General features: G+C 34.9%; 20 protein-coding genes. 2 read left to right on the plus strand and 18 right to left on the minus strand.

Annotated elements, in window-relative coordinates; translation table 11 throughout:
* Positions 1 to 59: 59 nt before the first annotated feature.
* The 14 genes from EDD62_RS08160 to EDD62_RS08225 form a co-directional block, all read right to left on the minus strand.
* On the minus strand, positions 60 to 584 hold the full coding sequence (locus EDD62_RS08160; protein WP_123808529.1) for an NYN domain-containing protein: 525 nt from the start codon (positions 582 to 584) through the stop codon (positions 60 to 62).
* A 4-nt stretch (positions 585 to 588) separates the two neighbouring features.
* Complete coding sequence (gene rlmB, locus EDD62_RS08165) at positions 589 to 1,332, minus strand: 23S rRNA (guanosine(2251)-2'-O)-methyltransferase RlmB (protein ID WP_123808531.1); 744 nt, start codon at positions 1,330 to 1,332, stop codon at positions 589 to 591.
* Entirely contained in the window at positions 1,332 to 1,718 is a 387-nt protein-coding gene (locus EDD62_RS08170; RefSeq protein ID WP_123808534.1) for a Mini-ribonuclease 3, read from the minus strand. The genes rlmB and EDD62_RS08170 overlap by 1 nt, the downstream gene beginning before the upstream one ends.
* A 1-nt stretch (position 1,719) precedes the next feature.
* A complete protein-coding gene (gene cysS / locus EDD62_RS08175; RefSeq protein WP_123808536.1) occupies positions 1,720 to 3,117 on the minus strand; it encodes a cysteine--tRNA ligase in 1,398 nt (465 codons plus the stop codon).
* The gene (gene cysE, locus EDD62_RS08180) at positions 3,101 to 3,748 is read right to left on the minus strand and encodes a serine O-acetyltransferase (protein WP_123808538.1); all 648 of its coding nucleotides are present in this window, start codon (positions 3,746 to 3,748) and stop codon (positions 3,101 to 3,103) included. The genes cysS and cysE overlap by 17 nt, the downstream gene beginning before the upstream one ends.
* Before the next feature lie 248 nt (positions 3,749 to 3,996).
* Positions 3,997 to 5,448 carry a glutamate--tRNA ligase gene (gene gltX, locus EDD62_RS08185; protein WP_123808540.1) on the minus strand — a complete coding sequence of 484 codons (1,452 nt, stop codon included), beginning with the start codon at positions 5,446 to 5,448 and terminating at the stop codon, positions 3,997 to 3,999.
* 31 nt (positions 5,449 to 5,479) lie between these two features.
* Entirely contained in the window at positions 5,480 to 5,950 is a 471-nt protein-coding gene (gene ispF / locus EDD62_RS08190) for a 2-C-methyl-D-erythritol 2,4-cyclodiphosphate synthase (RefSeq protein WP_123808542.1), read from the minus strand.
* Positions 5,950 to 6,639, minus strand: a complete 690-nt coding sequence (gene ispD / locus EDD62_RS08195) for a 2-C-methyl-D-erythritol 4-phosphate cytidylyltransferase (protein ID WP_123808544.1) — start codon at positions 6,637 to 6,639, stop codon at positions 5,950 to 5,952. The genes ispF and ispD overlap by 1 nt, the downstream gene beginning before the upstream one ends.
* A 9-nt stretch (positions 6,640 to 6,648) precedes the next feature.
* The gene (locus tag EDD62_RS08200) at positions 6,649 to 7,698 is read right to left on the minus strand and encodes a PIN/TRAM domain-containing protein (protein ID WP_123808546.1); all 1,050 of its coding nucleotides are present in this window, start codon (positions 7,696 to 7,698) and stop codon (positions 6,649 to 6,651) included.
* A 60-nt stretch (positions 7,699 to 7,758) separates the two neighbouring features.
* Positions 7,759 to 9,141 (minus strand): DNA repair protein RadA, encoded by a 1,383-nt coding sequence (radA, locus tag EDD62_RS08205; protein ID WP_123808548.1) that lies wholly within the window; start codon positions 9,139 to 9,141, stop codon positions 7,759 to 7,761.
* Positions 9,142 to 9,633: 492 nt separating this feature from the next.
* The gene (locus EDD62_RS08210) at positions 9,634 to 12,060 is read right to left on the minus strand and encodes an ATP-dependent Clp protease ATP-binding subunit (RefSeq protein WP_123808550.1); all 2,427 of its coding nucleotides are present in this window, start codon (positions 12,058 to 12,060) and stop codon (positions 9,634 to 9,636) included.
* 24 nt (positions 12,061 to 12,084) lie between these two features.
* Positions 12,085 to 13,089 (minus strand): protein arginine kinase, encoded by a 1,005-nt coding sequence (locus tag EDD62_RS08215; RefSeq protein WP_077140966.1) that lies wholly within the window; start codon positions 13,087 to 13,089, stop codon positions 12,085 to 12,087.
* Positions 13,089 to 13,484 (minus strand): UvrB/UvrC motif-containing protein, encoded by a 396-nt coding sequence (locus EDD62_RS08220; RefSeq protein WP_123808551.1) that lies wholly within the window; start codon positions 13,482 to 13,484, stop codon positions 13,089 to 13,091. Before EDD62_RS08220 ends, EDD62_RS08215 begins: the two co-directional genes overlap by 1 nt.
* A gap of 14 nt (positions 13,485 to 13,498) precedes the next feature.
* Complete coding sequence (locus tag EDD62_RS08225; protein WP_123808553.1) at positions 13,499 to 13,963, minus strand: CtsR family transcriptional regulator; 465 nt, start codon at positions 13,961 to 13,963, stop codon at positions 13,499 to 13,501.
* Positions 13,964 to 14,177: 214 nt separating this feature from the next.
* On the opposite strand from EDD62_RS08225, the gene EDD62_RS08230 reads away from it, so the two are divergent.
* Positions 14,178 to 15,368 carry a NupC/NupG family nucleoside CNT transporter gene (locus tag EDD62_RS08230; protein ID WP_077140969.1) on the plus strand — a complete coding sequence of 397 codons (1,191 nt, stop codon included), beginning with the start codon at positions 14,178 to 14,180 and terminating at the stop codon, positions 15,366 to 15,368.
* Between the two features lie 68 nt (positions 15,369 to 15,436).
* On the opposite strand, the gene EDD62_RS08235 is transcribed toward EDD62_RS08230, so the two are convergent.
* The 4 genes from EDD62_RS08235 to EDD62_RS08250 form a co-directional block, all read right to left on the minus strand.
* The gene (locus tag EDD62_RS08235) at positions 15,437 to 16,111 is read right to left on the minus strand and encodes an IS6-like element IS257 family transposase (protein WP_077140262.1); all 675 of its coding nucleotides are present in this window, start codon (positions 16,109 to 16,111) and stop codon (positions 15,437 to 15,439) included.
* A gap of 143 nt (positions 16,112 to 16,254) precedes the next feature.
* On the minus strand, positions 16,255 to 16,824 hold the full coding sequence (locus tag EDD62_RS08240) for a TetR/AcrR family transcriptional regulator (RefSeq protein WP_123808555.1): 570 nt from the start codon (positions 16,822 to 16,824) through the stop codon (positions 16,255 to 16,257).
* Positions 16,825 to 17,172: 348 nt separating this feature from the next.
* Entirely contained in the window at positions 17,173 to 18,117 is a 945-nt protein-coding gene (locus EDD62_RS08245) for a glycine betaine ABC transporter substrate-binding protein (RefSeq protein WP_002454675.1), read from the minus strand.
* A gap of 23 nt (positions 18,118 to 18,140) precedes the next feature.
* Positions 18,141 to 20,780 (minus strand): MMPL family transporter, encoded by a 2,640-nt coding sequence (locus tag EDD62_RS08250; RefSeq protein WP_123808557.1) that lies wholly within the window; start codon positions 20,778 to 20,780, stop codon positions 18,141 to 18,143.
* 640 nt (positions 20,781 to 21,420) lie between these two features.
* Between EDD62_RS08250 and EDD62_RS08255 the strand changes: the two genes are divergently transcribed.
* Positions 21,421 to 22,032 (plus strand): recombinase family protein, encoded by a 612-nt coding sequence (locus tag EDD62_RS08255; RefSeq protein WP_070861750.1) that lies wholly within the window; start codon positions 21,421 to 21,423, stop codon positions 22,030 to 22,032.
* The last annotated feature ends 708 nt before the right edge of the window (positions 22,033 to 22,740 follow it).

The raw sequence follows: 22,740 nt of genomic DNA on the forward strand, positions 1-22,740 counted from the left end.
CTATTTGTTAAAGTATAAGACACTTATACTTTAGCGAATAGAATCTTGTTCAACAAACATCAATCTGTAATATTTCTACGCAGTTTGTCCAATTTAGTATAAATTTCATCAGAAATTTCAATTTTTGATCTTGGCGTTTTTGATTTTTTGGCAGATATAATGTCTGAAATATTTTTTTGCTCATATTGTATTAATTTATTAAACTCTCGGCTAGACATTCGTTTAGCCCCTTGGAAAAATGCTGAATATTGCTCTGATAAGTCACTCGTAACAACAATCACTTCCGTTGTATGCATATTATATTTAAGGCCAACTTGCTCTTCAATATAATGATCTGCCGTTTGTTGTTCTTTAGTATAAACCACTGTAACCCCTAAGGTCACTTCAACACTTTCTTTTGATTTCACATTATATGCATCAAATACACAAATCACTTCATCTGCTAGCGTCATGCTTAAATTTTGTAATTGTTCAATTAGAAGCCTTCTTTCTTCTAATAGTTCATTGTGTGTCAATTGTGATAATTTCACGCGTTGACCGATTACATTATAACCATCTACATATAAATATTTATACTTCTTCATCCGTTCACCCCTCTAGCGGGTAATCTTTACGATGCAACTCATACATTATCAAGCTTGTTGCAATAGAAGCATTCAAACTATTAACATGTCCAACCATCGGCAATTTTATTAAAAAGTCACACTCGTCTTTCACTAACCGACTCATCCCTTCACCTTCTGATCCAATGACGATTGCTAACTTAGCATCCGAAGGCATGTTACGGAAATCATCCGTCGCACTTGCATCGGTACCAACGATCCAAAAGCCTTCTTTCTTCAACGTATCAATTGCTTTCGCTAAATTAGTTACCCGTGCTATATCAATATGTTCAATCGCACCAGTAGATGTCTTAACGACTGTTTCATTAACTTGAACCGATCTTCTTTCAGGAATAATAAACCCACTCATTCCAATTGCATCAGCTGTACGAATCATCGAACCGAAGTTGTGCGGATCTTCTATACCATCTAAAATAAAAAACCTCACTTTATCAGACTCTCTATGCTTACCAATTAGTTCATTCAACGACAAATATTCATACGGGGAAACAGCCAGTATAACACCTTGATGATTTTCATTACTCATGTGATCTAGCTTTGATTTAGGTACTTGTTGAACGACCACTTTTTGTTCTTTAGCACGCTTGATAATATCTTGCATCTGATTCATATTCGCACTTTCTTGAACAAATAATTTATTACATACACGTTCTGACTTTAACGCTTCTTTAACCGGGTGTCTTCCAACAATTAATTCTGATTTGTTCATTATTTTACCTCCTGTTCTACGTATTCTATTGAATGAATCACAATCTGTTCTAATCGCTCTATTTGATGACTCATATATAGTGAGCCAAGGACCGCTTCAAATCCTGTAGACATTCGATAATCCATGACTGATGCATTCTTTGCTTTAGAATGAATCTTTGCATTTTTACCTCGCTTAAAAATATCCAATTCATCCTCATTTAAAAAGTTTGAGTCGATTAAATATTGAGCTGTTTTACTTTGAGATTTTGCAGACACATAAATCGTCGCCTCACGTTGAAGTGCATTCGGTTTTGCCTTTAGTGATTTAATGACATGATGTCTTACATACAAGTCATAAACACTATCTCCCATAAAAGCCAACGTCAATATATTATATTCATTCATATTATCCTCGTTTCCACTTCACACCTTGTGGTGTATCTTCTAATATAATATTGAGTTGTTTCAATTGGTCACGAATTTCATCCGCACGTCCAAAATCTTTATTCAAGCGTGCTTTATTTCTTTCTTCGATTAACTTCTCAATATCTTCATCTAATAATTCTTGTTCAATCTCCCACTCAACACCTAATACAGACATATAAACTTGATATTGCTTAATAAATGCATTCAATATATTAATATTTGAATGGGCTTCAGTTAAATATTTATTCCCCATTTTCATTAGCTCGAACCATGCTGCAATTGCATTTGGAGTGTTGAAATCATCATCCATTGCACGTTCAAATTCAGTTAAATTATGTTCGAGTTGTTGATGCCAATACTCATCTTCTTTTCCAATATCCGCACTCATATCCAATCGTTCATGTAATGACTGGTATGTGTTTTTCAATCGATTCAAACCGATACTTGCATCATCTAACAATTCTTTATTGTAGTTAATCGGGTTTCTATAGTGTGCCGTCAGCATAAAATATCTAAGTAACACTGGGTCTACTTCTTTAATAATGTCATGGACTAAAATAAAGTTACCAAGGGATTTACTCATTTTTTCATTATCAATATTAATATAACCGTTATGCATCCAATAATTTGCAAATGATTGATCAGTCATACATTCAGATTGTGCAATTTCATTATCATGATGGGGGAATGTTAAGTCTTGTCCACCTGCATGAATATCAATCGTATCTCCTAAATGAATACGAGCCATCACAGAACATTCAATATGCCACCCTGGTCGACCAGTCCCCCATGGTGACTTCCAGTTGATTTCACCATCTTTGGCACTTTTCCATAGCGCGAAATCTAGTGGATCTTCCTTAATATCATTCGCTTCAATTCTAGCACCCACTTTTAAGTCATCAATTGATTGGTGACTTAACTTTCCATAATCTTCAAATGATCTCGTTCTAAAATATACGTCTCCTTCAACAGCATATGCATGACCTTTTTCAATCAGCACTTCAATAAATTGAATGATATCATCCATATGATCCATAACTCTTGGGTGAACATTTGCTCTTTTAATGTTTAATGCTTCCGTATCTTCGAAATACGCTTCAATGAATCGCTCTGCAATCTCAGGCACTTCTTTTTTAAGCTCTCGGCTTGCCTTGATCAATTTATCATCAACATCCGTAAAGTTTGATACATATTTCACTTCATAATCTTTATACTCAAAATATCTCCTAACCACATCAAAACTAATTGCAGGTCTAGCATTACCAATATGAATGTAGTTATAAACTGTTGGACCACATACATACATTGAAACCTTTCCATCTTCTATTGGTTTAAATTCTTCTTTCTTTCGAGTTAACGTATTATATAATGTAATCATCTTCAATCTCCTTATTCTTAACTTGATCTATATGCCTTTCTAATTCTTTAAGCTTTTCATATATAGGGTCCGGTAAATTATTATGGTTAAAGTCTTTATCAATATTAACGCGCGCGCCTTTATGCTTTACTACACGACCAGGAATACCGACGACAGTAGAATGTGAAGGAACGTCTTTAAGTACAACTGAATTGGCACCAATATTGACACAGTCACCAATTTCAATACTGCCTAATACTTTTGCACCGGCAGCAACAAGCACATGATTACCAAGTGTCGGATGTCGCTTTCCTGACTCTTTCCCTGTACCTCCAAGCGTAACACCTTGGTATATTGTGACATCATCACCAATAATTGTTGTTTCACCTATTACTACGCCCATACCATGATCAATGAATAATCGTTTCCCTATTGTAGCACCCGGGTGAATTTCTACACCAGTAATCCAACGCGCAATTTGGGATATACTGCGTGCAATGAACTTAAAGCCTCGTCGTTGGAAGAAACTTGATATATAATACCACCATATAGCATGCAATCCACTATAGGTCAATAACACTGTATACCATTGGGGTGCTGCTGGATCTTGCTCTAGCACCATTTGAATGTCTTCTTTAATTCTATTAAACATCAACTCACCTCACTACGAAAAAACACCTCTAACCAATCAAAGATTGATTCAGAGGTGTTTTCACACGGTTCCACTCTATATTTTTACTCCAAATGATATTCGTAATTATTCTTTCCAGATAGATGCATTCTAAATAATCTTCGACAACTTTACACCAACTAGTTGCTCTCTAAATTTGCCAGATTATTTATACTAATTCTACATACATAACAATAAATCAATTTGTGAATTTTTTCAAGATAATTACTCTATATCATTGATAATGCTTCATCAATACGTTTAATGACTTTATCTTTCCCTAACAATTCGATTGTATTTGGTAGTTCTGGACCATGCGTTTGTCCAGAAACTGCTACACGAATCGGCATAAATAAGTTCTTTCCTTTAATACCTGTTTCCTTTTGAATTGCTTTGATTTCTTTCTTAATCGCAGTCGCTTCAAATTCCTCTAATTGTTCAACTTTAGTTTTAAGTTCATTTAACACAGTTGGAACAGTCTCTCCATTTAATACCGCTTTCGCTTCGTCATCCATCGTTAAATTCTCTTTAAAGAATAACTCAGATAATTCAACAATTTCTTTCGCATAACTCATTTGCGGTTGATATAACTCAACTAGTTTATATGCCCATTCTTTATCTGATGGTGCGACAAGACCCGCTTCCATCAAGAAAGGCATGGACATTTCAAATACTGCATCAGTATCTTTAGTCTTCATATATTGGTTATTGATCCATTCTAATTTCTGTTTATCAAAAAATGCGGGAGATTTACTCAATCGACTTGCTTCAAACTTCTCAATCAGTTCATCTTTTGAGAAAATTTCTTCTTCACCACCTGGTGTCCAACCTAATAACGTAATGAAATTAAATAATGCTTCTGGCAAGTATCCAAGCTCTCTATATTGTTCGATAAATTGGAGAATAGATCCATCACGTTTACTTAACTTTTTCTTATTCTCGTTCACAATCAATGTCATATGTCCAAAGATCGGTGGTTCATACCCTAGCACATCATAAACCATCAATTGTTTAGGTGTATTTGAGATATGATCATCCCCACGTAAAACATGTGTTATTTTCATATGGTGGTCATCAATCGCAACAGCGAAATTATACGTTGGCATGCCATCTTTTTTGACGATAACCCAATCCCCGAAGTCATTAGATTCGAAAGATACTTCACCTTTCACCATGTCATTGAATTTATAAGTCTTATTTTGCGGCACTCGTAATCTAATACTTGGTGTGCGTCCTTCTGCTTCAAATTGTTCTCTCTCTTGATCTGTTAAGTTCGCATGCTTCCCACTATATCTAGGAGGCATACCATTAGCGATTTGTTCTTCTCTTTCCGCTTCTAATTCTTCTTCTGTCATATAACATTTATAAGCCTTATCTTCTTTTAACAATTGCTCAACAATCGGATCATAAATATGTCTACGCTCGGATTGACGATATGGACCTACATCTCCAGGAACATCGACACTTTCATCCCAATCAATGCCTAGCCATTTTAAATTGTCTAATTGAGACTTCTCACCTTCATCAACATGTCTAGACTGATCTGTGTCTTCAATACGAATGATAAATGCTCCATCGTTATGTTTTGCAAATAAATAATTGAATAGCGCTGTTCTAGCATTACCGATATGTAAAAATCCAGTAGGACTCGGTGCATATCTCACTCTTATATTTTCACTCATGATTCATTCTCCCTTACTCATATACTCATTATTAGCTTAATAGTATCACAGCATGACTCGCAATACCTTCTTTTCGTCCAACAAATCCCATTTTTTCTGATGTTGTTGCCTTCACATTAACTTGCTCTATACTTATATTTAAGATCTCTGCAATAACTTCTCTAATTAGGTCAATATAAGGTCTGAACTTCGGTGCTTCAGCGATAATTGTCGCATCTATATTATTAATGGTCAAACCTTTCGCCACGACTTGTGCATAAGCTTCTTTCAATAATTCTTTCGAGTCAGCACCTTCAAATTTTGGATCAGTATCTGGAAATAACTTTCCTATATCACCTAACGCCGCCGCACCTAATATCGCATCAGTAATCGCATGCAATAATACATCAGCATCAGAATGTCCTAAAAGTCCTTTATCATAAGGGATGTGAATCCCTCCGATGATTAAGTCACGATCTTTAGCAAATTGATGGACGTCGTAGCCATAACCAATTCTAATCATCACCGTTCATTCCTTTTCACCATATTTTGTAATATCAATTCACCAAGTTGTATATCAATCGGTGTTGTAATTTTTATATTTGTATCGGATCCTTCGATAATCGCAACAGCAATACCGCTTTGTTCAACGAGTGAAGCATCATCTGTTCCTAAAATACCTTTACTAAACGCATCATCATACGCTTTCGTTAACACTTTTTTCGTAAAAGCTTGAGGTGTTTGAATGTGATAAATCGAATTGCGGTCTAGTGTACTTTTAATTATTTTGTGTTCATCCACTATTTTTATTGTATCTTTTGCACGGACACCAAGTACTGCATGTTGCCCTTCTACAACACTTTGATACAACATGTTTATCTGTTCATGTATGACAAAGGGTCGTGCTGCATCATGCACCATGACGATATCGTTTTCAATATGTTTTAGCGCATGATATATACTATGTTGACGTTCAACTCCACCTTCTACTAGTGGTTTTATTTTTGTATATTGAGCTCGTAATTGTTCTATATCATGAATGTCTTGTTTATTTACTGCGATAATAATTTCATCACATAGTGAATGGGTTTCAAATATATTTAAAGTTCTCTCCAAAATGGATTGACCTTGTAATTCGATGAATAATTTATTTCTATGATGTTTCATCCGCTTTCCAACACCGGCGGCTGGAATAATTACGCTATATCCCATAGTAGCCTCCTATACTATTTTGACAAAAACAATTCGTCCTGAAGATGTTTGCAAGATTGTCTCCACTTCAACTTTCATCGTCTTATTGACGTGTTTTTTTCCATCATCAACAACAACCATTGTGCCATCTTCTAAATATCCAACACCTTGACCTTCTTCTTTACCAACTTTAGAAATATATAGATCAAATACATCTCCTTGCTGAACGGCCAGTTTCAAACTCTTTGATAAATCGTTTACATTTAACACTTTAATGTTTTTCATTTTAGCTATTTTGTTCAAGTTGATATCTGTTGTCATAATGCTCGCATTCAAATGTTTTGCGAGTAAAATCAATTGTTGGTCAACTTCTTTCACCTTATCTTTAAATTGTTTCTCCTCGATGCGTGTAGGATGTGCACTGTCCATAAGTTGTTCAAGCAATTCTAGACCACGCTGACCTCGATCACGCTTCATCCCATCTGTTGAATCTGCAACGAGTTGTAATTCATCTAATACAAACTGTGGCACGACAACCGTTCCGTCTATGAATCCACAATTGATAATATCTAAGATACGTCCATCAATAATGACACTTGTATCTAAAATCTTCTCTTGTACTTTAGTTGTCGATTGAGCTTTCGGTTTGATTTGAGGGAATATCCCTAAAATTTCTTGATGTTTCTTCAAACCAATCTGTAATCCTAAATACCCTAAAATGACTGCTAAAATAATTGGAATTGTATTTTCGAAAATCTCTATTCCAATCGTTCCGATAATAAACGCTATCAATCCTGATAACAATAAACCAACGAGCATTCCGACAGCACCCATCATAATTTCTGACAAACTGTGCGTCAAAATTGAACGTTCAAATGTTTCAATAAAATTGACTAAATAATGAATTGTCCAGTAAAAGAACACCATAAACAGTATAAGGCCAAGCAAACCATAGGTAATTGGGTTGTGGAACCAATCTGGGGGAGTGTAATCAAATAAAGACGCTAATTCTGGTAAAATGAATATCCCAATGGTCACCCCAATAACCATATATACAACCGTTAATAACTTTTTTAACATGTTTTCACCTCCTTAAAATGCAAATCATATTTCATAAATTCATCTTCTTCAATAAATTCATTACTGGGACTCAAACGCAATTTTTAACGCTTCGGAGATGTTTTGAACAGGTAACACTTCAATCTCACCAAAGAGCTCTATTTCATTCATATTGTGCTTCGGAATGATGATTCGTTTAAACCCTAATTTCAACGCTTCTTGTATACGTTGTTCAATTCGTGCAACACGCCTTACTTCACCTGTTAATCCGACTTCACCAACATAACAATCATGAGGTTTTGTTGCTTTCGATTTGAAACTTGATGCAATAGCGATAATGATACTTAAATCAACTGCAGGCTCATCTAATTTCACACCACCTGCAACTTTTAAGTAAGCATCTTGTTGTTGCATTAATAAGCCTTGTTTCTTTTCAAGAACAGCCATTAACAAGTTCAACCGATTATAATCTATACCCGTCGCCATACGTCTAGGGTTATGGAACGTTGTTGGAGAGATTAAAGCTTGAACTTCAACAAGCAACGGTCTTGTTCCTTCCATTGTTGCTACAACGGTTGACCCTTCTACATGTTCACCGCGCTCTTCTAAAAACATTTGACTTGGATTTATGACTTCGGTTAAACCAGATTGTTTCATCTCAAATATGCCCATCTCATGTGTCGAACCGAATCTGTTTTTGACTGCACGTAATATACGATAACTATGATGTGTATCCCCTTCAAAATAAAGTACTGTATCAACCATATGTTCTAACATTCTAGGCCCTGCAATTTGCCCTTCTTTCGTCACGTGTCCAACAATAAATGTTGCAATACCTTCAGTTTTAGCAATGGTCATCAATGCATGCGTACATTCCCGCACTTGACTCACACTTCCAGGCGCACTTTCCACTTCTGGATGATGAACGGTTTGGATGGAATCGACAATTAAGAATTCCGGTTTATGTTTTTTCACCATGTCGTGTATGACATCTAAATTTGTCTCTGAATGAACGTACAGTTCACTTGCATCTTCAGTTAAACGATCAGCTCGGAGTTTTGTCTGTCGTACGCTTTCTTCTCCTGATATATATAACACTTTATACTGCTGGCTCAGCTTTGCACTCGCTTGTAGCAACAACGTCGACTTCCCGATTCCAGGGTCACCACCAATGAGAACCAGTGAACCATCCACAATTCCACCACCAAGCACTCGGTCAAACTCTTTGATGTGGCTCGATTTCCTAGATACATCTTCTTTCGTCACTTCACTCAGTTTCAAAACTTCACTTGAATCGGATTCATTACGATACTGACTTACTTTAGCTTTGGCTTTAGTTGATTCTTGAAACTGTGTTACCTCTTCGATTTGATTCCAAGCGCCACAATGCGAACATCTCCCCATCCACTTAGGGCTTGTAGCACCACACGCCATACATTCATAGATTGTTTTCTTTTTGGCCATGATATTCCTCCAATGATATTATATCCATAATGAAGTGATTTGATGATTAGGTGATTCCCTACTTACTGAAATATTCGTTCATAGTATAATTAAGTATTAATCATTACTATATACTTTAAATTATTAAACACTATAAAGTTGCCCGTATGACTTCCATTGAAACAGAAGAAAGTAGGCATAACTCATGAAATTTTTCAATCTTATTATATCATGTTTTTTATTTATATTTTTAACAGTTGTATTATCGAGTTGCAACGACATTTAATCCCTTTCTTACAAAATTCATCAGCAGTCTTAGGAACCTCTTTGCCAATATCTCTGACAAGTTTACTTTCTAATTGAGTCAAATTCATTCTCCATTGTGTAATCTGTCGACTTTATTATATACAACATTTCGCAAATCCACGATTAGGAATATACCTATTTGTTCTTTAAATCAACTACAAAACCCCATACCCTATTTAAATTAACAGGATACAGGATTCACAAAATCTAGTCTTCTATATTCACTTTGAAAGCCTCATCAACGTAATCGATTTTGACACTTTTGTTCTCTAGTTCAACGCCTTTTAATATTTCTTCACTCAGTCGATCTTCAATGTGACGCTGAATTGCTCGATTAATCGGTCTTGCTCCGTATTCTGGATCGAAACCTTCTTCGGCAATTTTATCTATTGCAGCATCAGTTAATTCAATATTAATATTCTGTTTCTTCAAACGATCAACTAATTGATTAGATAATAACTTCACGATTTCATGCAGTTGTTCTTTCTCTAAAGAATGGAAGACGATAATATCATCCACACGGTTTAAGAATTCTGGCTTAAAACTATTCTTTAATTCTTTCATCATCGTCTTACGCGTTGATTCATAATCTTCTTCGGCACTTTGTCCGCCGAAACCTGCAAAACGATTATCACGGATTGCTTCAGAACCAACGTTTGATGTCATAATGATGACTGTATTTCTAAAGTCTACCGTACGACCTTTGGAATCCGTAAGACGTCCATCATCTAACACTTGTAACAACGTATTAAAGACATCCGGGTGTGCTTTCTCAACTTCATCCAATAAAATAACCGAATAAGGATTTTCACGGACTTTCTCAGTCAATTGTCCACCTTCATCAAATCCAACATATCCCGGAGGTGAACCAACCATTCTTGATACAGAATGCTTCTCCATGTACTCACTCATATCAACACGTATCATCGAATCTTCATTACCAAACATTACTTCTGCTAACGCTTTAGCAAGCTCTGTTTTACCGACGCCGGTAGGTCCTAAGAAGATAAAGCTTCCAATCGGTCGGTTCGGATCTTTCAAACCTGCTCTAGCACGTCTAACAGCTTTCGATATTGATTTCACCGCTTCACTTTGACCAATGACACGTTCATGTAACACATCTTCCATATTCAATAAGCGTTCTGATTCAGTTTCTTCTAATTTATTTAATGGAATACCTGTCCAAATTGAAACAACTTGGGTAATTGAATCTCTAGTCACTTGAGAATGAGAATCACCTTGTGTTTGAGCCCATTTGTCTTTGGTTTCTTTAAGTTGTGTTTCAAGTTTAGATTGATCATCGCGTAGTTTCGCAGCGTGTTCAAATTGTTGCTCATGAACTGCAGATTCTTTTTCGCGTCTCACTTTCTCTACTTGTTCTTCTAAGTCCTTCACATCTGAAGGAATCGTATGACTCTTCAATCTCACTTTAGAACTTGCTTCATCGATTAAGTCAATCGCTTTATCTGGTAAATATCGGTCACTAATATAACGATCACTCAGTTCAACAGCGGCTTCAATTGCTTCATCTGTAATCGTAATACGGTGATGTGCTTCATATTTATCGCGTAAACCTTTCAAAACTTCCACTGCATCTTCTGTAGAAGGCTCATCAACTTTAACGGGTTGAAATCTTCTCTCTAACGCCGCATCTTTCTCGATATATTTACGATATTCATCCAACGTTGTCGCACCGATACATTGCAATTCACCTCGAGCAAGTGCTGGTTTTAAAATATTGGATGCATCAATTGCACCTTCAGCTCCACCTGCTCCAATCAACGTATGAAGTTCATCAATGAATAAGATTACATTCCCTGCTTGATGAATCTCTTCCATGACCTTCTTGAGTCGTTCTTCAAATTCTCCACGGTACTTCGTACCTGCAACAACTGTACCCATATCTAAAGACATCACTCTTTTATCTTTTAACGTTTCTGGAATTTCATTATTCACTATTGATAGTGCTAAGCCTTCAGCAATTGCAGTCTTACCAACACCTGGTTCACCAATCAGTACTGGATTATTTTTTGTGCGTCGACTTAACACTTCAACGACACGTGTAATTTCATGTTCGCGACCGATAACCGGATCTAAACGCCCTTCTTTAGCCACTTTCGTTAAATCACGTGCCAATGAATCTAGCGTTGGTGTGCCTTCCTTATGTTGCTTTTGTGGTTCATTTTTCTTTGCAAGTTCAGGATTTCCAAGCATTTTAACTACTTGTGCCCGTGTTTTAGTAATATTCACATCTAAGTTTTGTAGGACACGTGCTGCAACGCCTTCATTCTCGCGAATGAGTCCAAGCAATAGGTGCTCCGTCCCGACAAACGTATGGTTCATTTTACGTGCTTCATCCATTGATAATTCGATGACTTTTTTAGCACGAGGTGTATAATGAATCGTAGCTTTCTCACCAACACCACTTGCTAACATACCTTCAATTTGTTCACGTATTTTATCAGTCGATAAGCCAAAAGATTCTAAAACTTTTGCGGCAATTCCTTCTTCTTCTTGTATTAATCCAAGTAATAAATGTTCTGTTCCTATATGTGCGTGATTTAATTTAATTGCTTCTTCTTGTGCATTCGCTAAAACACGCTTTGCTCGTTCTGTTAATCGTCCAAATAACATAAAATTCCTCCTTATTGTGTTCAGTTATTGCTTCATGGTCAAATGTTGTTGAATTAATTGAGCTCTATAAAGATTTTCATTTTCATTTGTTTTATATCGTATAAAAGCAGGTTGAATTTTAACCATCATTTCATGAAAGTTAAATGGCTTAGTTTCTATCATACCCAAATCATAGGCAAGTTTAACTTCACTCAACCTTTGACTTGCCTCTTTCAAATCAATCAATTTACTATATTTCAAAATCCCATATGATCGTAAAAATTGATCTTCTAATTGAACTTCGTAATGGTTATATAGAGCTTGTCTAGCCTCTTTCTCTTGATTAATCACGTTATGAACAATATATATTAAATCATCAATAATATCTTGCTCAGTCTTACCAAGTGTCACTTGATTTGAAATTTGGTATACATGACCTAAATCACGAGAACCTTCACCAAAAATACCTCGCACTAAAAATCCGAACCGCTGAATAGAGTAATTCAGTTGTGGCATTTTATCTAACATTGCTAATGCAGGCAAATGTAACATAACCGATGCTCTTAAGCCAGTACCTAGATTTGTCGGACAACTTGTCAAGTAGCCTAGTTTTTCATCGAAAGCATAATTCACTTCTTGGTCTATCTCCTGATCAATCGCTAATGCTTGATTATATAACGCTTCAATATCCAACGTGTTAGATAATGTTTGAATCCGAATATGATCTTCTTCATTGACCATAATACTTACATCTTCTTCTTTCGATATATATACAGATCCTTCAGAGTTCTTTGTTAACGTTGGTGAAATTAGATGTTTCTCAACAAGCATTAATCTTTCAACTGCTGTCACATCTTTCATTGATAATTCATCATATTGTGAAGATAATATCGGATGAACATAATCTTGGACAACTTTAAAATCATTGGCAGATGCTACGGTTGGAAAAAGCACGTGGTCTAAGTTTCTTGCTAATCGTACACGACTACTTAAAACAATTGGCTCTTCACCTTCATTTTTGACCCATTGACTCACATCGTTATATATCATTATGATTCACGCTCTTTCAACTCTTTTAACTGGTCACGATAATCTGCTGCTAATTCAAATGCTTGCTCTTTTGCAGCATCTTCCATCTTTTGCTGAAGATCTGATATTCGTTGTTTTAATTGTATTTTTTCACTTGCGTTGTCACTAACATAACCAATATGTTCATCTGCACCATGCTGGACGCGTTGTGCGATATGAATAATCTCTTGATTAAATGTCTTAAAACATTCACTACATCCAAATTTCCCATTGTGAACAATTTGCTGCAAACTTAATCCACATCTCGAACAAGTTTTAGACAGATTAAATTGTGACTGAATGTGTGATGGTGAATGATTGAATAGTGCATTCAACAACTGTTGAATGGATTGGTCATTTGAATAAAATTGAGCCAATTCACTCACGCTCCTTAATCATAAAATTGAATAATATCTATAAATTGATGCATCATATTTGCTCTAATCATGTCACGTAATTCCATATCAACTGGTATCACTTCACGTTGAATTGCACTTGCCATTAATCGTTTCTCTCGATTCGTAATTAGTTCGTTTTCTTCAAGACCATCAAGAATACGAACGGAATGATTGAACGATATTCCATCACCTATTAAACTTCGAATACGTGCTAAAAAAGCATCTTGATCGCTCGTTTCAACACGTGTAATTCGAATATAACCACCGCCACCACGTTTACTTTCTATCGTGTAACCATGTTCATTTGTAAATCTCGTTTTAATGACATAATTTAATTGAGAAGGGACACAATCAAATTTCTCTGCAATTTGCGCACGTTTAATTTCAACTTCATCTTGATCTGCTTGCCTAAACAGCTCTTTAATATACTCCTCAATAATATCTGACATATTATGCATTCGTATCACCTTCTTTTGACCTTATTTGACTATACGTTGATTATAAACAATAAATCAAAAATGGTCAAAGTTTTTGTTTAAATTTCAATTTCCCTATATTTCATTTATGTTACAACATAAATATTTTGTATATTATTTATTATTTTTCTGATAAAATATGAGAAGTTGTTTGACATAAATGTCAAAAAAAAAAATTTATAAGAGGTGAAAACGCTTGCAATTTATAGGTATACTCGGTATTATTGTCACTTTACTCCTTGCATGGCTTGTAAGTTCGAACAAGAAAAAGTTCAAATTCCTTAACATAGGTCTTATGATTTTGATTCAGTTTGTATTAACATTTATTCTATTAAACACTAGTGTTGGGGAATTTATCATCAAAAAAATTGCAGGATTTTTTGAAAAGCTGTTAGGTTTTGCAGCAGAAGGTGTTAACTTCGTATTCGGAGGAATCGCCAATGAAGGTGCAAATGTATTCTTCTTGAATGTATTAATGCCAATCGTCGTTGTTTCATTATTAATCGGTATTTTACAATATTTAAGGATATTACCGTTAATTATCAAATTACTCGGTATAATTCTTTCTAAGATTACTGGAATGGGTAACTTAGAATCTTACAATGGAGCAGCGAGTGTCATTTTAGGACAATCAGAAGTGTTTATTTCATTGAAGAATAAACTTCCACACATTTCTGACCAACGTTTATACACTTTGAGTGCTCAAGCAATGAGTTCTGTATCAATGTCAATTGTTGGTGCTTACATGACGATGTTAGACCCTAAATACGTCGTAACAGCAATCGTTCTAAACTTATTCGGTGGATTCATTATTGCCGGTATCGTCAATCCTTATGAAGTCGATGAAGACGAAGATGGCGATGACATTGATTTCAACGAGACAAAAGGTCAATCATTCTTTGAAGTTGTCGGTGAATATATTCTCGATGGTTTCAAAGTTGCCATTACCGTTGCAGCAATGTTAATCGGTTACATCGCATTGATCGCCATTGTAAACAACTTATTCTTATTAATTCCAGGCGTAAGCATTACATTCCAAGATGTATTAGGTTATATCTTTGCACCATTAGCATTTATCATCGGTGTCCCTTGGGATGAAGCAGTACGTGCTGGGTCATTGATGGCGACAAAACTTGTTACAAATGAATTCGTTGCAATGATTAATTTAGGTGAAGTTAGCGGTGAATTATCTGAACGTACGAAAGGGATTGTTTCAGTATTTTTAGTATCTTTTGCAAACTTTAGCTCAATCGGAATTATCGCTGGTAGTGTTAAAGGATTAAACGCAGAGAAAGGAAACTCAGTTGCTCGTTTCGGTTTAAAACTAGTATACGGTGCATCACTTGTTAGCTTATTATCAGCAGCGATTGTTGGATTCTTTATTTAATATATTAGGTTCTGTTGCAAAGTTAGAAAAATTATAGCTGATCACCATTTTATCATGCCAGTGTTCGTTTAACTTGCTAGCATGATGCTAATTTCGTGGCATGGCGAAAATCCGTAGATCTGAAGAGACCTGCGGTTCTTTTTATATAGAGCGTAAATACATTCAATACCTTTTAAAGTATTTTTGGCCGTATTGATACTTTGATATCTTGTCTTTCTTACTTTAATATGACGGTGATCTTGCTCAATGAGATTATTCAGATATTTCGATGTACAATGACAGTCGGGATTTAGTTTAAACGTTTTAATAACTTTAGCCATGGCTACCTTCGTTGAAGGTGCCTGATCTGTAATCACTTTTTGAGGTTTACCAAATTGTTTAATGAGACGTTTGATAAACGCATATGCTGCATGATTATCACGTTGCTTACGCAACCAAATATCTAATGTATGCCCCTCTGCATCAATAGCACGATATAAATAGCTCCATTTCCCTTTTATTTTGATGTACGTCTCATCAATACGCCATTTGTAATAGGCTTTTTTATGTTTTTTCTTCCAAATTTGATACAAAATCGGAGCATATTCTTGAACCCAACGGTAGACCGTTGAATGATGAACGTTGACACCACGTTCTCTTAGTATTTCAGATATATCACGATAACTCAGCGCGTATCTTAGATAGTAGCCAACGGCTACAGTGATGACGTCCTTGTTAAATTGTTTATATCTGAAATAGTTCATATAGCATACTCCTTTTTGTTAAAATTATACTATAAACTCAACTTTGCAACAGAACCGTATTTTTATGGTTTACAAGACAGTAGACGTTAAAAAACGCAAATGACAAAAAAGCAATCTCACTCTTAATTTATGTGAGATTGCTTTTATTTATCATAATAATATAATGACGTTTCAAGCACATTATTTAATGTTACAAACACTTCTTCAACTGTATAGTTATAGTCATTTTCTACCCAACGTCGTAGTACTTCTATTACGCCACTACTGTAAAAATCAGCTACAATTTCAGGATGTTTACTTTCTCTAATCTTTTGCGCTAAGGGGCCACGCTTACGAGTTGAATTATTTAAAATCATTTCGCGACCCACATTCGTTAAACTTCTAAATACATCTGCCTGTCGAGACGAAACTAATAGATGCTTAAAAATCTTTTTATTATTACAAATGTAATAAATAAAGTCTTCAAATGATTCAGAGGTTGTAATGTCTGCTAATGTGTCACCTTTAGCTATAATTTGTTGTGCAATAAAGTCAGGTAAAGTGTAGAGTAATTCATATTTATCTTGGAAGTATCTATAGAACGTACTGCGGTTGATTTCTGCAATATCACATATGTTTTGAACCGTGATTTCATCAAAATGATAATCATGTAAAAGTATAAACACTGTTTCATGAATATGTTTAATCATACGCTTTTGATTTGCTGACGGCATTATCTGATTCTCCTATTTATTTAATCTAGTCAGATAGCCTGACGTAATAAGAGTAATTTATCACAATAAAGTTGATTTTTCCAAACATAACAACTGATACTACGTTTAAATTTGTTTATAAAAAAAGAGTAAATAAGTTATTTGAAACGTTTAATACTATAAGAGCGATATAAAAAAGTAGGAGCGAAACTGAGTTTAGTTTCACTCCCTCGCAATATAGCTACGATTGAGAAGAGTTTGTCTTAAGCGCCTTCTCAACTTGGTTTGCTACTGTAAATTTGCATTATGAGTTTTAAATATGCTACACCAAACGAGCATATTCTTTATTTGTCTATCTTAACTTTGTAATTAGTTAGTCTCAATATCTTCTAACCATTCATCTACTTTATTATCATTATCATCCACATAGTCTTTAGCTACTTGTTCTGGATTTTTGTTATCAACAAAGATTTTTTTAGCTAATTTGTCTTCGTCAGATTTACTCCAATCATCTGCCATACGTGTTGCAATTGTGTATGCAGCTGGATGTGCCTCTTTAAAGTTTTTGTTAAATACTAAGTCAATATGTTGATTATTATTACCATAAATGTTGTCAGGATCTTTCAACATTTTAACGTCTAATTCTTTAGAGAACCAACTAGGTTCCATTGATGTGAAGACGATAGGTTCTTGTTGTTTAAAAGCAGATTGAATTTTCTTGAATTGGTCTTGGTCAGAACTTTCTTTCAAGCTATATTTATCCAAGTTGTCACTATCAAGTTCATCTTTAGTTTCTTGCATAACGCCATTACGTGCGTCTGTGCCTTGAATTGTCCAATCTACAGATTTTCCGAAGTCACTGTTTTTTAAGTCACTAATTGAGTCGACATCTTGCACGTACTTAGGTACGGCTAAACCTACTTTTGCGTTATCAATTAAATGTTTATCATCATAAATTGTTAATTTACTTTTGAACTTATCGTAGTAACTTTTATCAGTAGTAGGGAAGATACCTGATGCATGGAATGAATCAGAATTCTCTGATACAGCAGTATATAACGGGCCACTTGCTGTTACTGGTGTAGTTGTTACATCATAACCTGCTTTTTTCAATACTTCTGCTATAACTAGTGAACGTGGTGTTGAATTATCACTCGCGATATAAGGTATTTCGATTTCTTTATTACCAAGTGATGTTTGACTATCGTCTGATGAACCACTACCGCTACCACTATTACCACAAGCACTTAGCACTATAGCTAAGGCTAGTGTGGCTAGTAGTCCTAAGAATTTCGAACTACGTCGTTTTAACATAACGTGTTTCCTCCTTTTTAATATTAGTCTCTAAGTTCGTCATCATGACGATGTTGAGATGATCGGTTATATCTATCGTAAACACCTTTGTTGTTTTCACGAGCGTATAACATTAATGCTTTGAATAATACATCTTGATCAATATTGCTATCAGTTAATTCTTTGTATAAGTTTGTTGTTTTATCGAAATTTGAATCATGATAATCATCGTTTCTATCGTAATTGTCTTGATAGTGTCGATCATTATAATTACGCTCATCATGATGAGTATGGTCGCCATCTTGAGTATAAAGTGATTCATAGTCGATATCATCACGTTGATTATCATAATGATGTTGGCGATGATGCTGGTCATGATGATTATCTAAATGCACAGAACGGTTATAATCTTCGTCATTATAATTGCGATTGTGGTTACGTTTGTCATTTTGATAAACATAGTTATCTTTGTCTTGTCTAGCGTATTCATTATTTTTATCGTTGACATGACCTTTTTCAGAAGATGTGTCGTGATGATTATCTTCTTCTAAAGCTTTACCTTCAACGTCAATGTTTGGCAATACTGCACCTAACCATTTAGGAAGGTACCATGAAGCTTTACCAAAGAGTTTCGTCAATGCTGGAATTAATGTCATACGTACGACGAATGCGTCGAATAACACACCGAAACCTAATGCGATACCCATTGACTTAATTGCACTGTCATCTTGGAAGACGAATGCGATGAATACACTGAACATAATAAGTGCAGCAGCTACGATAACAGGTCCACTTTCTTTGATACCTACACGGATTGAATGATCATTGTCGCCAGTCTTACTGTATTCTTCATGTACACGTGTCATTAAGAAGAGCTCGTAGTCGATGGCAAGTCCGAATAACAATCCAATTGTGACTACTGGAAGGAATGCGAGTAATGGTCCTGTGTTTTCAATACCAAATAAGCTACCCATAAAGCCATGTTGAATGACTAATGTTGTGAAACCTAATGTAGCCATTAATGAAAGGATAAAGCCTAGTACTGCTTTTAATGGAACTAAGATTGAACGGAACACAATCATTAATAAGACGAATGCTAATACAACGATAACGCCTGCAAATACTGGAATAGCGTTGTTTAGTTTTTCTGACATATCGATGTTAATAACACTTTGTCCTGAAATTTCAGTGTCATAGTCATATTTTTCTTGCGCTTGGCTATGATAATCACGTAAATCATATACTAGATTTTTTGTTGACTGTGAGTTCGGTCCTTTTTCAGGAATGATTGTGAATAATGCGTAATTGTTGTTGTCAGTTAGTTGTGCTTTTGAAACTGTATCAACATTATCAATGTCTTCTACATCACTACGCATATTATTTAAGTCACGTTCGATAGTGCTTTTACTTCCACCATCTTTTGTATTTACTAACATGACAATTTGTCCGTTATAACCTTCGCCAAAATTATCTGAGATCAATTTATAAGCTTTGTATTCTGATGAGTCAGTTGGTTTTAAACTATCATCTGGAATACCTAAACGCATGCCACTGACTGGTATAGCAGCTAAAATTAAAATAATTAAACTTACAATAACAGCGATAACTGGCTTACCAACAATAAATTTTGCCCAAGGATGATCTTTAGGGTCTTTACTTTTAGATGGTTTATCTTTAATTTTAATACTTTTATGGAAGATACTGATTAGGGCAGGTAATAGTGTTAATGCTGCTAATACTGCAAATAACACACTAATCGATGAAGCAAATCCCATAACCGATAAGAAGTCGATTCCTACAAGTGATAAACCACAAACAGCAATCATAACTGTAAGACCAGCGAATATTACAGCACTACCTGCTGTACCCACTGCTGTTGCGATAGCTTCTACAGTATCGACACCTTTTTTCTTAAGTTCTTTAAATCTAAATAGAATAAAGAGTGAGTAGTCAATACCAACAGCTAAACCTATCATTACAGCTAGTGTAAGCGTGAAGTTTGGAATATCAAAGATATATGTTAATAATGCGATGATACCAACACTTGAACCTAAACCGATGATTGCACTAATAATTGGCATACCAGCTGCGATAAGTGAACCAAAGGTAATAAGTAAGATTACGAATGCTACGACGATACCGACAATTTCTGATGTACCACCAATTTCAGCATTCATAGAGCTACCTTGAGTTTTTTCAATTTGCACATTGTGGTTGTCAGTTACATCTTTTAATTCTTTGTCGATGATATGTTTAGAAGAATCTTTTAATCCAGTTTGTGGAACTACATAACTTACGTTAGCGATAGCGGTATCGCCTTCATCGTTAACTTGTCCACTGTCATATGGATTAGAGATATTTTGGATATAATCATCATTTTGTCTGATATTGTCTAAAGCATCTTCAATATCTTTCTTCGTATCTTTATTATTGAGTCCATCATTCTTATTAGAATGGAAGACTATTTTCATCGAGGCTTTCTCACTGTCCTGATGAAATTCTTTACTAATTTTATCGTTTGTGTCTAATGACTTAAGGCCGTTCATAGTGATGTCACTGTCAAACTTCGGTGAGTTTATCATTAATGGCGTGATAATGACACCTAGTATAACAAGCCATCCTATAACACTTAGCCATTTGTTCTTAGCTATAAATTTTCCTAGTTTGTATAATAGCTTTGCCAAGACATTTCCCCCTATTTCATTAATTTATATCGCTTAAAGTATGGGTAGTATGTTGATGATTTGTGAGCAATTACATTAAACCGATACCTCAAATTAAGCATATTTAAAATGTTACATTTGATAATGTAACAAGTTATACCCACGTTCGGGTACCATTAAAAGTTTTAAGTCGTTGGAAAATGCAACACTTTGGAAAAAATGTTGGTGAAAATAGTGTGTATTAAGGGAATATATAAGAAAACAGGTAACCTCGTGATGATGGTATACCTGAAAATAATTTGGTACGTAGACTTACGATGTAGTTAGTTCATTAAATAAAACAGGAGAAGTAATGCGTCTATTAAGACAAAAATTACGCCAGGAATATAAATTTTTGGTTCTGTTGCAAAGTTAAAAATCATGTAATATTTATACTAAAAAACGAAAAATAATTAATACTAACAAAACTCTTTAAATGTACTCCTTTTCTCATTTATTAGGTGAATATTTCTAATATAACAAGTAAAGTGACACAAAAAAGTAAAAAATATTTATCTATATGTCTACTTGTGGTACACCCTAATCATACAAAATGGATTGTTGAAATTATAACGATTCAAATGTATGATTAGGGTGTATATTAATTGTGGGGTGAAACTAAATGATTGTGGGCTATGCGCGGGTATCATCAGTGGATCAAAATTTAGAAAGACAACTTGAAAATTTAAAAACATTTGGTGCTGAAAAAATTTTTACAGAAAAACAATCAGGTCAATCTATAGAAAACAGACCCGTCTTTCAAGAAGCATTGAACTTTGTGAGAATGGGAGACCGTTTTGTCGTGGAATCAATTGATCGTTTAGGCCGTAATTATGATGAAGTCATTAATACTGTGAATTATCTAAAGGATAGAGACGTACAATTGATGATTACCAGTCTACCAATGATGAACGAAGTCATTGGTAATCCATTATTAGATAAATTTATGAAAGATTTAATTATACAGATATTAGCAATGGTTTCAGAGCAAGAAAGAAATGAAAGTAAACGTCGACAAGCTCAAGGGATTCAAGTTGCGAAAGAAAAAGGGGTTTATAAAGGACGTCCTTTACTTTATTCACCGAACGCGAAAGATCCTCAAAAACGTGTTATCTATCATCGTGTTGTAGAAATGTTAGAAGAAGGCCAAGCAATTAGTAAGATTGCGAAAGAAGTGAATATTACAAGACAAACGGTTTATAGAATTAAACACGATAACGATGATTTGTTTTAATAAACGGTTTTCAATGCAAATGAGAGCCTCTCACAGCGTTCTAAAACGCATATTAATCATCTATTATGAGATTTTAATAATAAAACAAGAAAAGAGAGAGCGTTTTTGCTCTCTCTCTTTTTTCTATATTCTTTTTCTAAATAATGAACATTTTTAGTACTCTAATCATACATACAGAAATACTGTTTTGCTAGCATCGATAATGGTTCGATTAGGGTAGACCCTAAATAGACAACACTAGAGTGTCTCTTTCACCGATGAATTGCATATATTTTAAATACTATTTTGCACATACTACTTTAGAACCCAGCTTGTCTTCTTACGAAGACAAGCTGGGTTCTTTAATTATAATGCAAATTATCGTCTGAATTAGTGCAGAATAATTACGAAAGTGACAGAAGGGGTAACCGGATGTGAATCGGTGATTAAAGTTTAGCAGACCTTTGCCTTCCCACTTAGTTATAGCACCGTATAAATATTTCGCAATAGCCGAAGAAAAAATAAAATAAGAGTGGTTATCCTGATATCAAGACAATCACCCATAATTAATTATATGAAACAAAAACTAAAAAAACTTAAATATATGACATTTCTTTATTATTGGTTCAATTATAATTCATTTTAGTGATGGTGGTGTCCAGATGACTTAGCTTGCACCTTACACAAGATAGAATTATCGTGCAAATGATCAGGCGTTTCTAATTGAAC

This window comes from Abyssicoccus albus, from assembly GCF_003815035.1.
Taxonomy (GTDB): domain Bacteria; phylum Bacillota; class Bacilli; order Staphylococcales; family Abyssicoccaceae; genus Abyssicoccus; species Abyssicoccus albus.

Coding starts and splice junctions, on each gene's coding strand:
- EDD62_RS08225 (WP_123808553.1), bottom strand. CDS start 13,963: ATGCATAATATGTCAGATATTATTGAGGAGTATATTAAAGAGCTGTTT.
- cysS (WP_123808536.1), bottom strand. CDS start 3,117: ATGATTACATTATATAATACGTTAACTCGAAAGAAAGAAGAATTTAAA.
- ispF (WP_123808542.1), bottom strand. CDS start 5,950: ATGATTAGAATTGGTTATGGCTACGACGTCCATCAATTTGCTAAAGAT.
- EDD62_RS08160 (WP_123808529.1), bottom strand. CDS start 584: ATGAAGAAGTATAAATATTTATATGTAGATGGTTATAATGTAATCGGT.
- rlmB (WP_123808531.1), bottom strand. CDS start 1,332: ATGAACAAATCAGAATTAATTGTTGGAAGACACCCGGTTAAAGAAGCG.
- EDD62_RS08240 (WP_123808555.1), bottom strand. CDS start 16,824: ATGCCGTCAGCAAATCAAAAGCGTATGATTAAACATATTCATGAAACA.
- EDD62_RS08200 (WP_123808546.1), bottom strand. CDS start 7,698: ATGTTAAAAAAGTTATTAACGGTTGTATATATGGTTATTGGGGTGACC.
- EDD62_RS08255 (WP_070861750.1), top strand. CDS start 21,421: ATGATTGTGGGCTATGCGCGGGTATCATCAGTGGATCAAAATTTAGAA.
- cysE (WP_123808538.1), bottom strand. CDS start 3,748: ATGTTTAATAGAATTAAAGAAGACATTCAAATGGTGCTAGAGCAAGAT.
- ispD (WP_123808544.1), bottom strand. CDS start 6,639: ATGGGATATAGCGTAATTATTCCAGCCGCCGGTGTTGGAAAGCGGATG.
- EDD62_RS08235 (WP_077140262.1), bottom strand. CDS start 16,111: ATGAACTATTTCAGATATAAACAATTTAACAAGGACGTCATCACTGTA.
- EDD62_RS08210 (WP_123808550.1), bottom strand. CDS start 12,060: ATGTTATTTGGACGATTAACAGAACGAGCAAAGCGTGTTTTAGCGAAT.
- EDD62_RS08170 (WP_123808534.1), bottom strand. CDS start 1,718: ATGAATGAATATAATATATTGACGTTGGCTTTTATGGGAGATAGTGTT.
- EDD62_RS08245 (WP_002454675.1), bottom strand. CDS start 18,117: ATGTTAAAACGACGTAGTTCGAAATTCTTAGGACTACTAGCCACACTA.
- EDD62_RS08215 (WP_077140966.1), bottom strand. CDS start 13,089: ATGATATATAACGATGTGAGTCAATGGGTCAAAAATGAAGGTGAAGAG.
- gltX (WP_123808540.1), bottom strand. CDS start 5,448: ATGAGTGAAAATATAAGAGTGAGATATGCACCGAGTCCTACTGGATTT.
- radA (WP_123808548.1), bottom strand. CDS start 9,141: ATGGCCAAAAAGAAAACAATCTATGAATGTATGGCGTGTGGTGCTACA.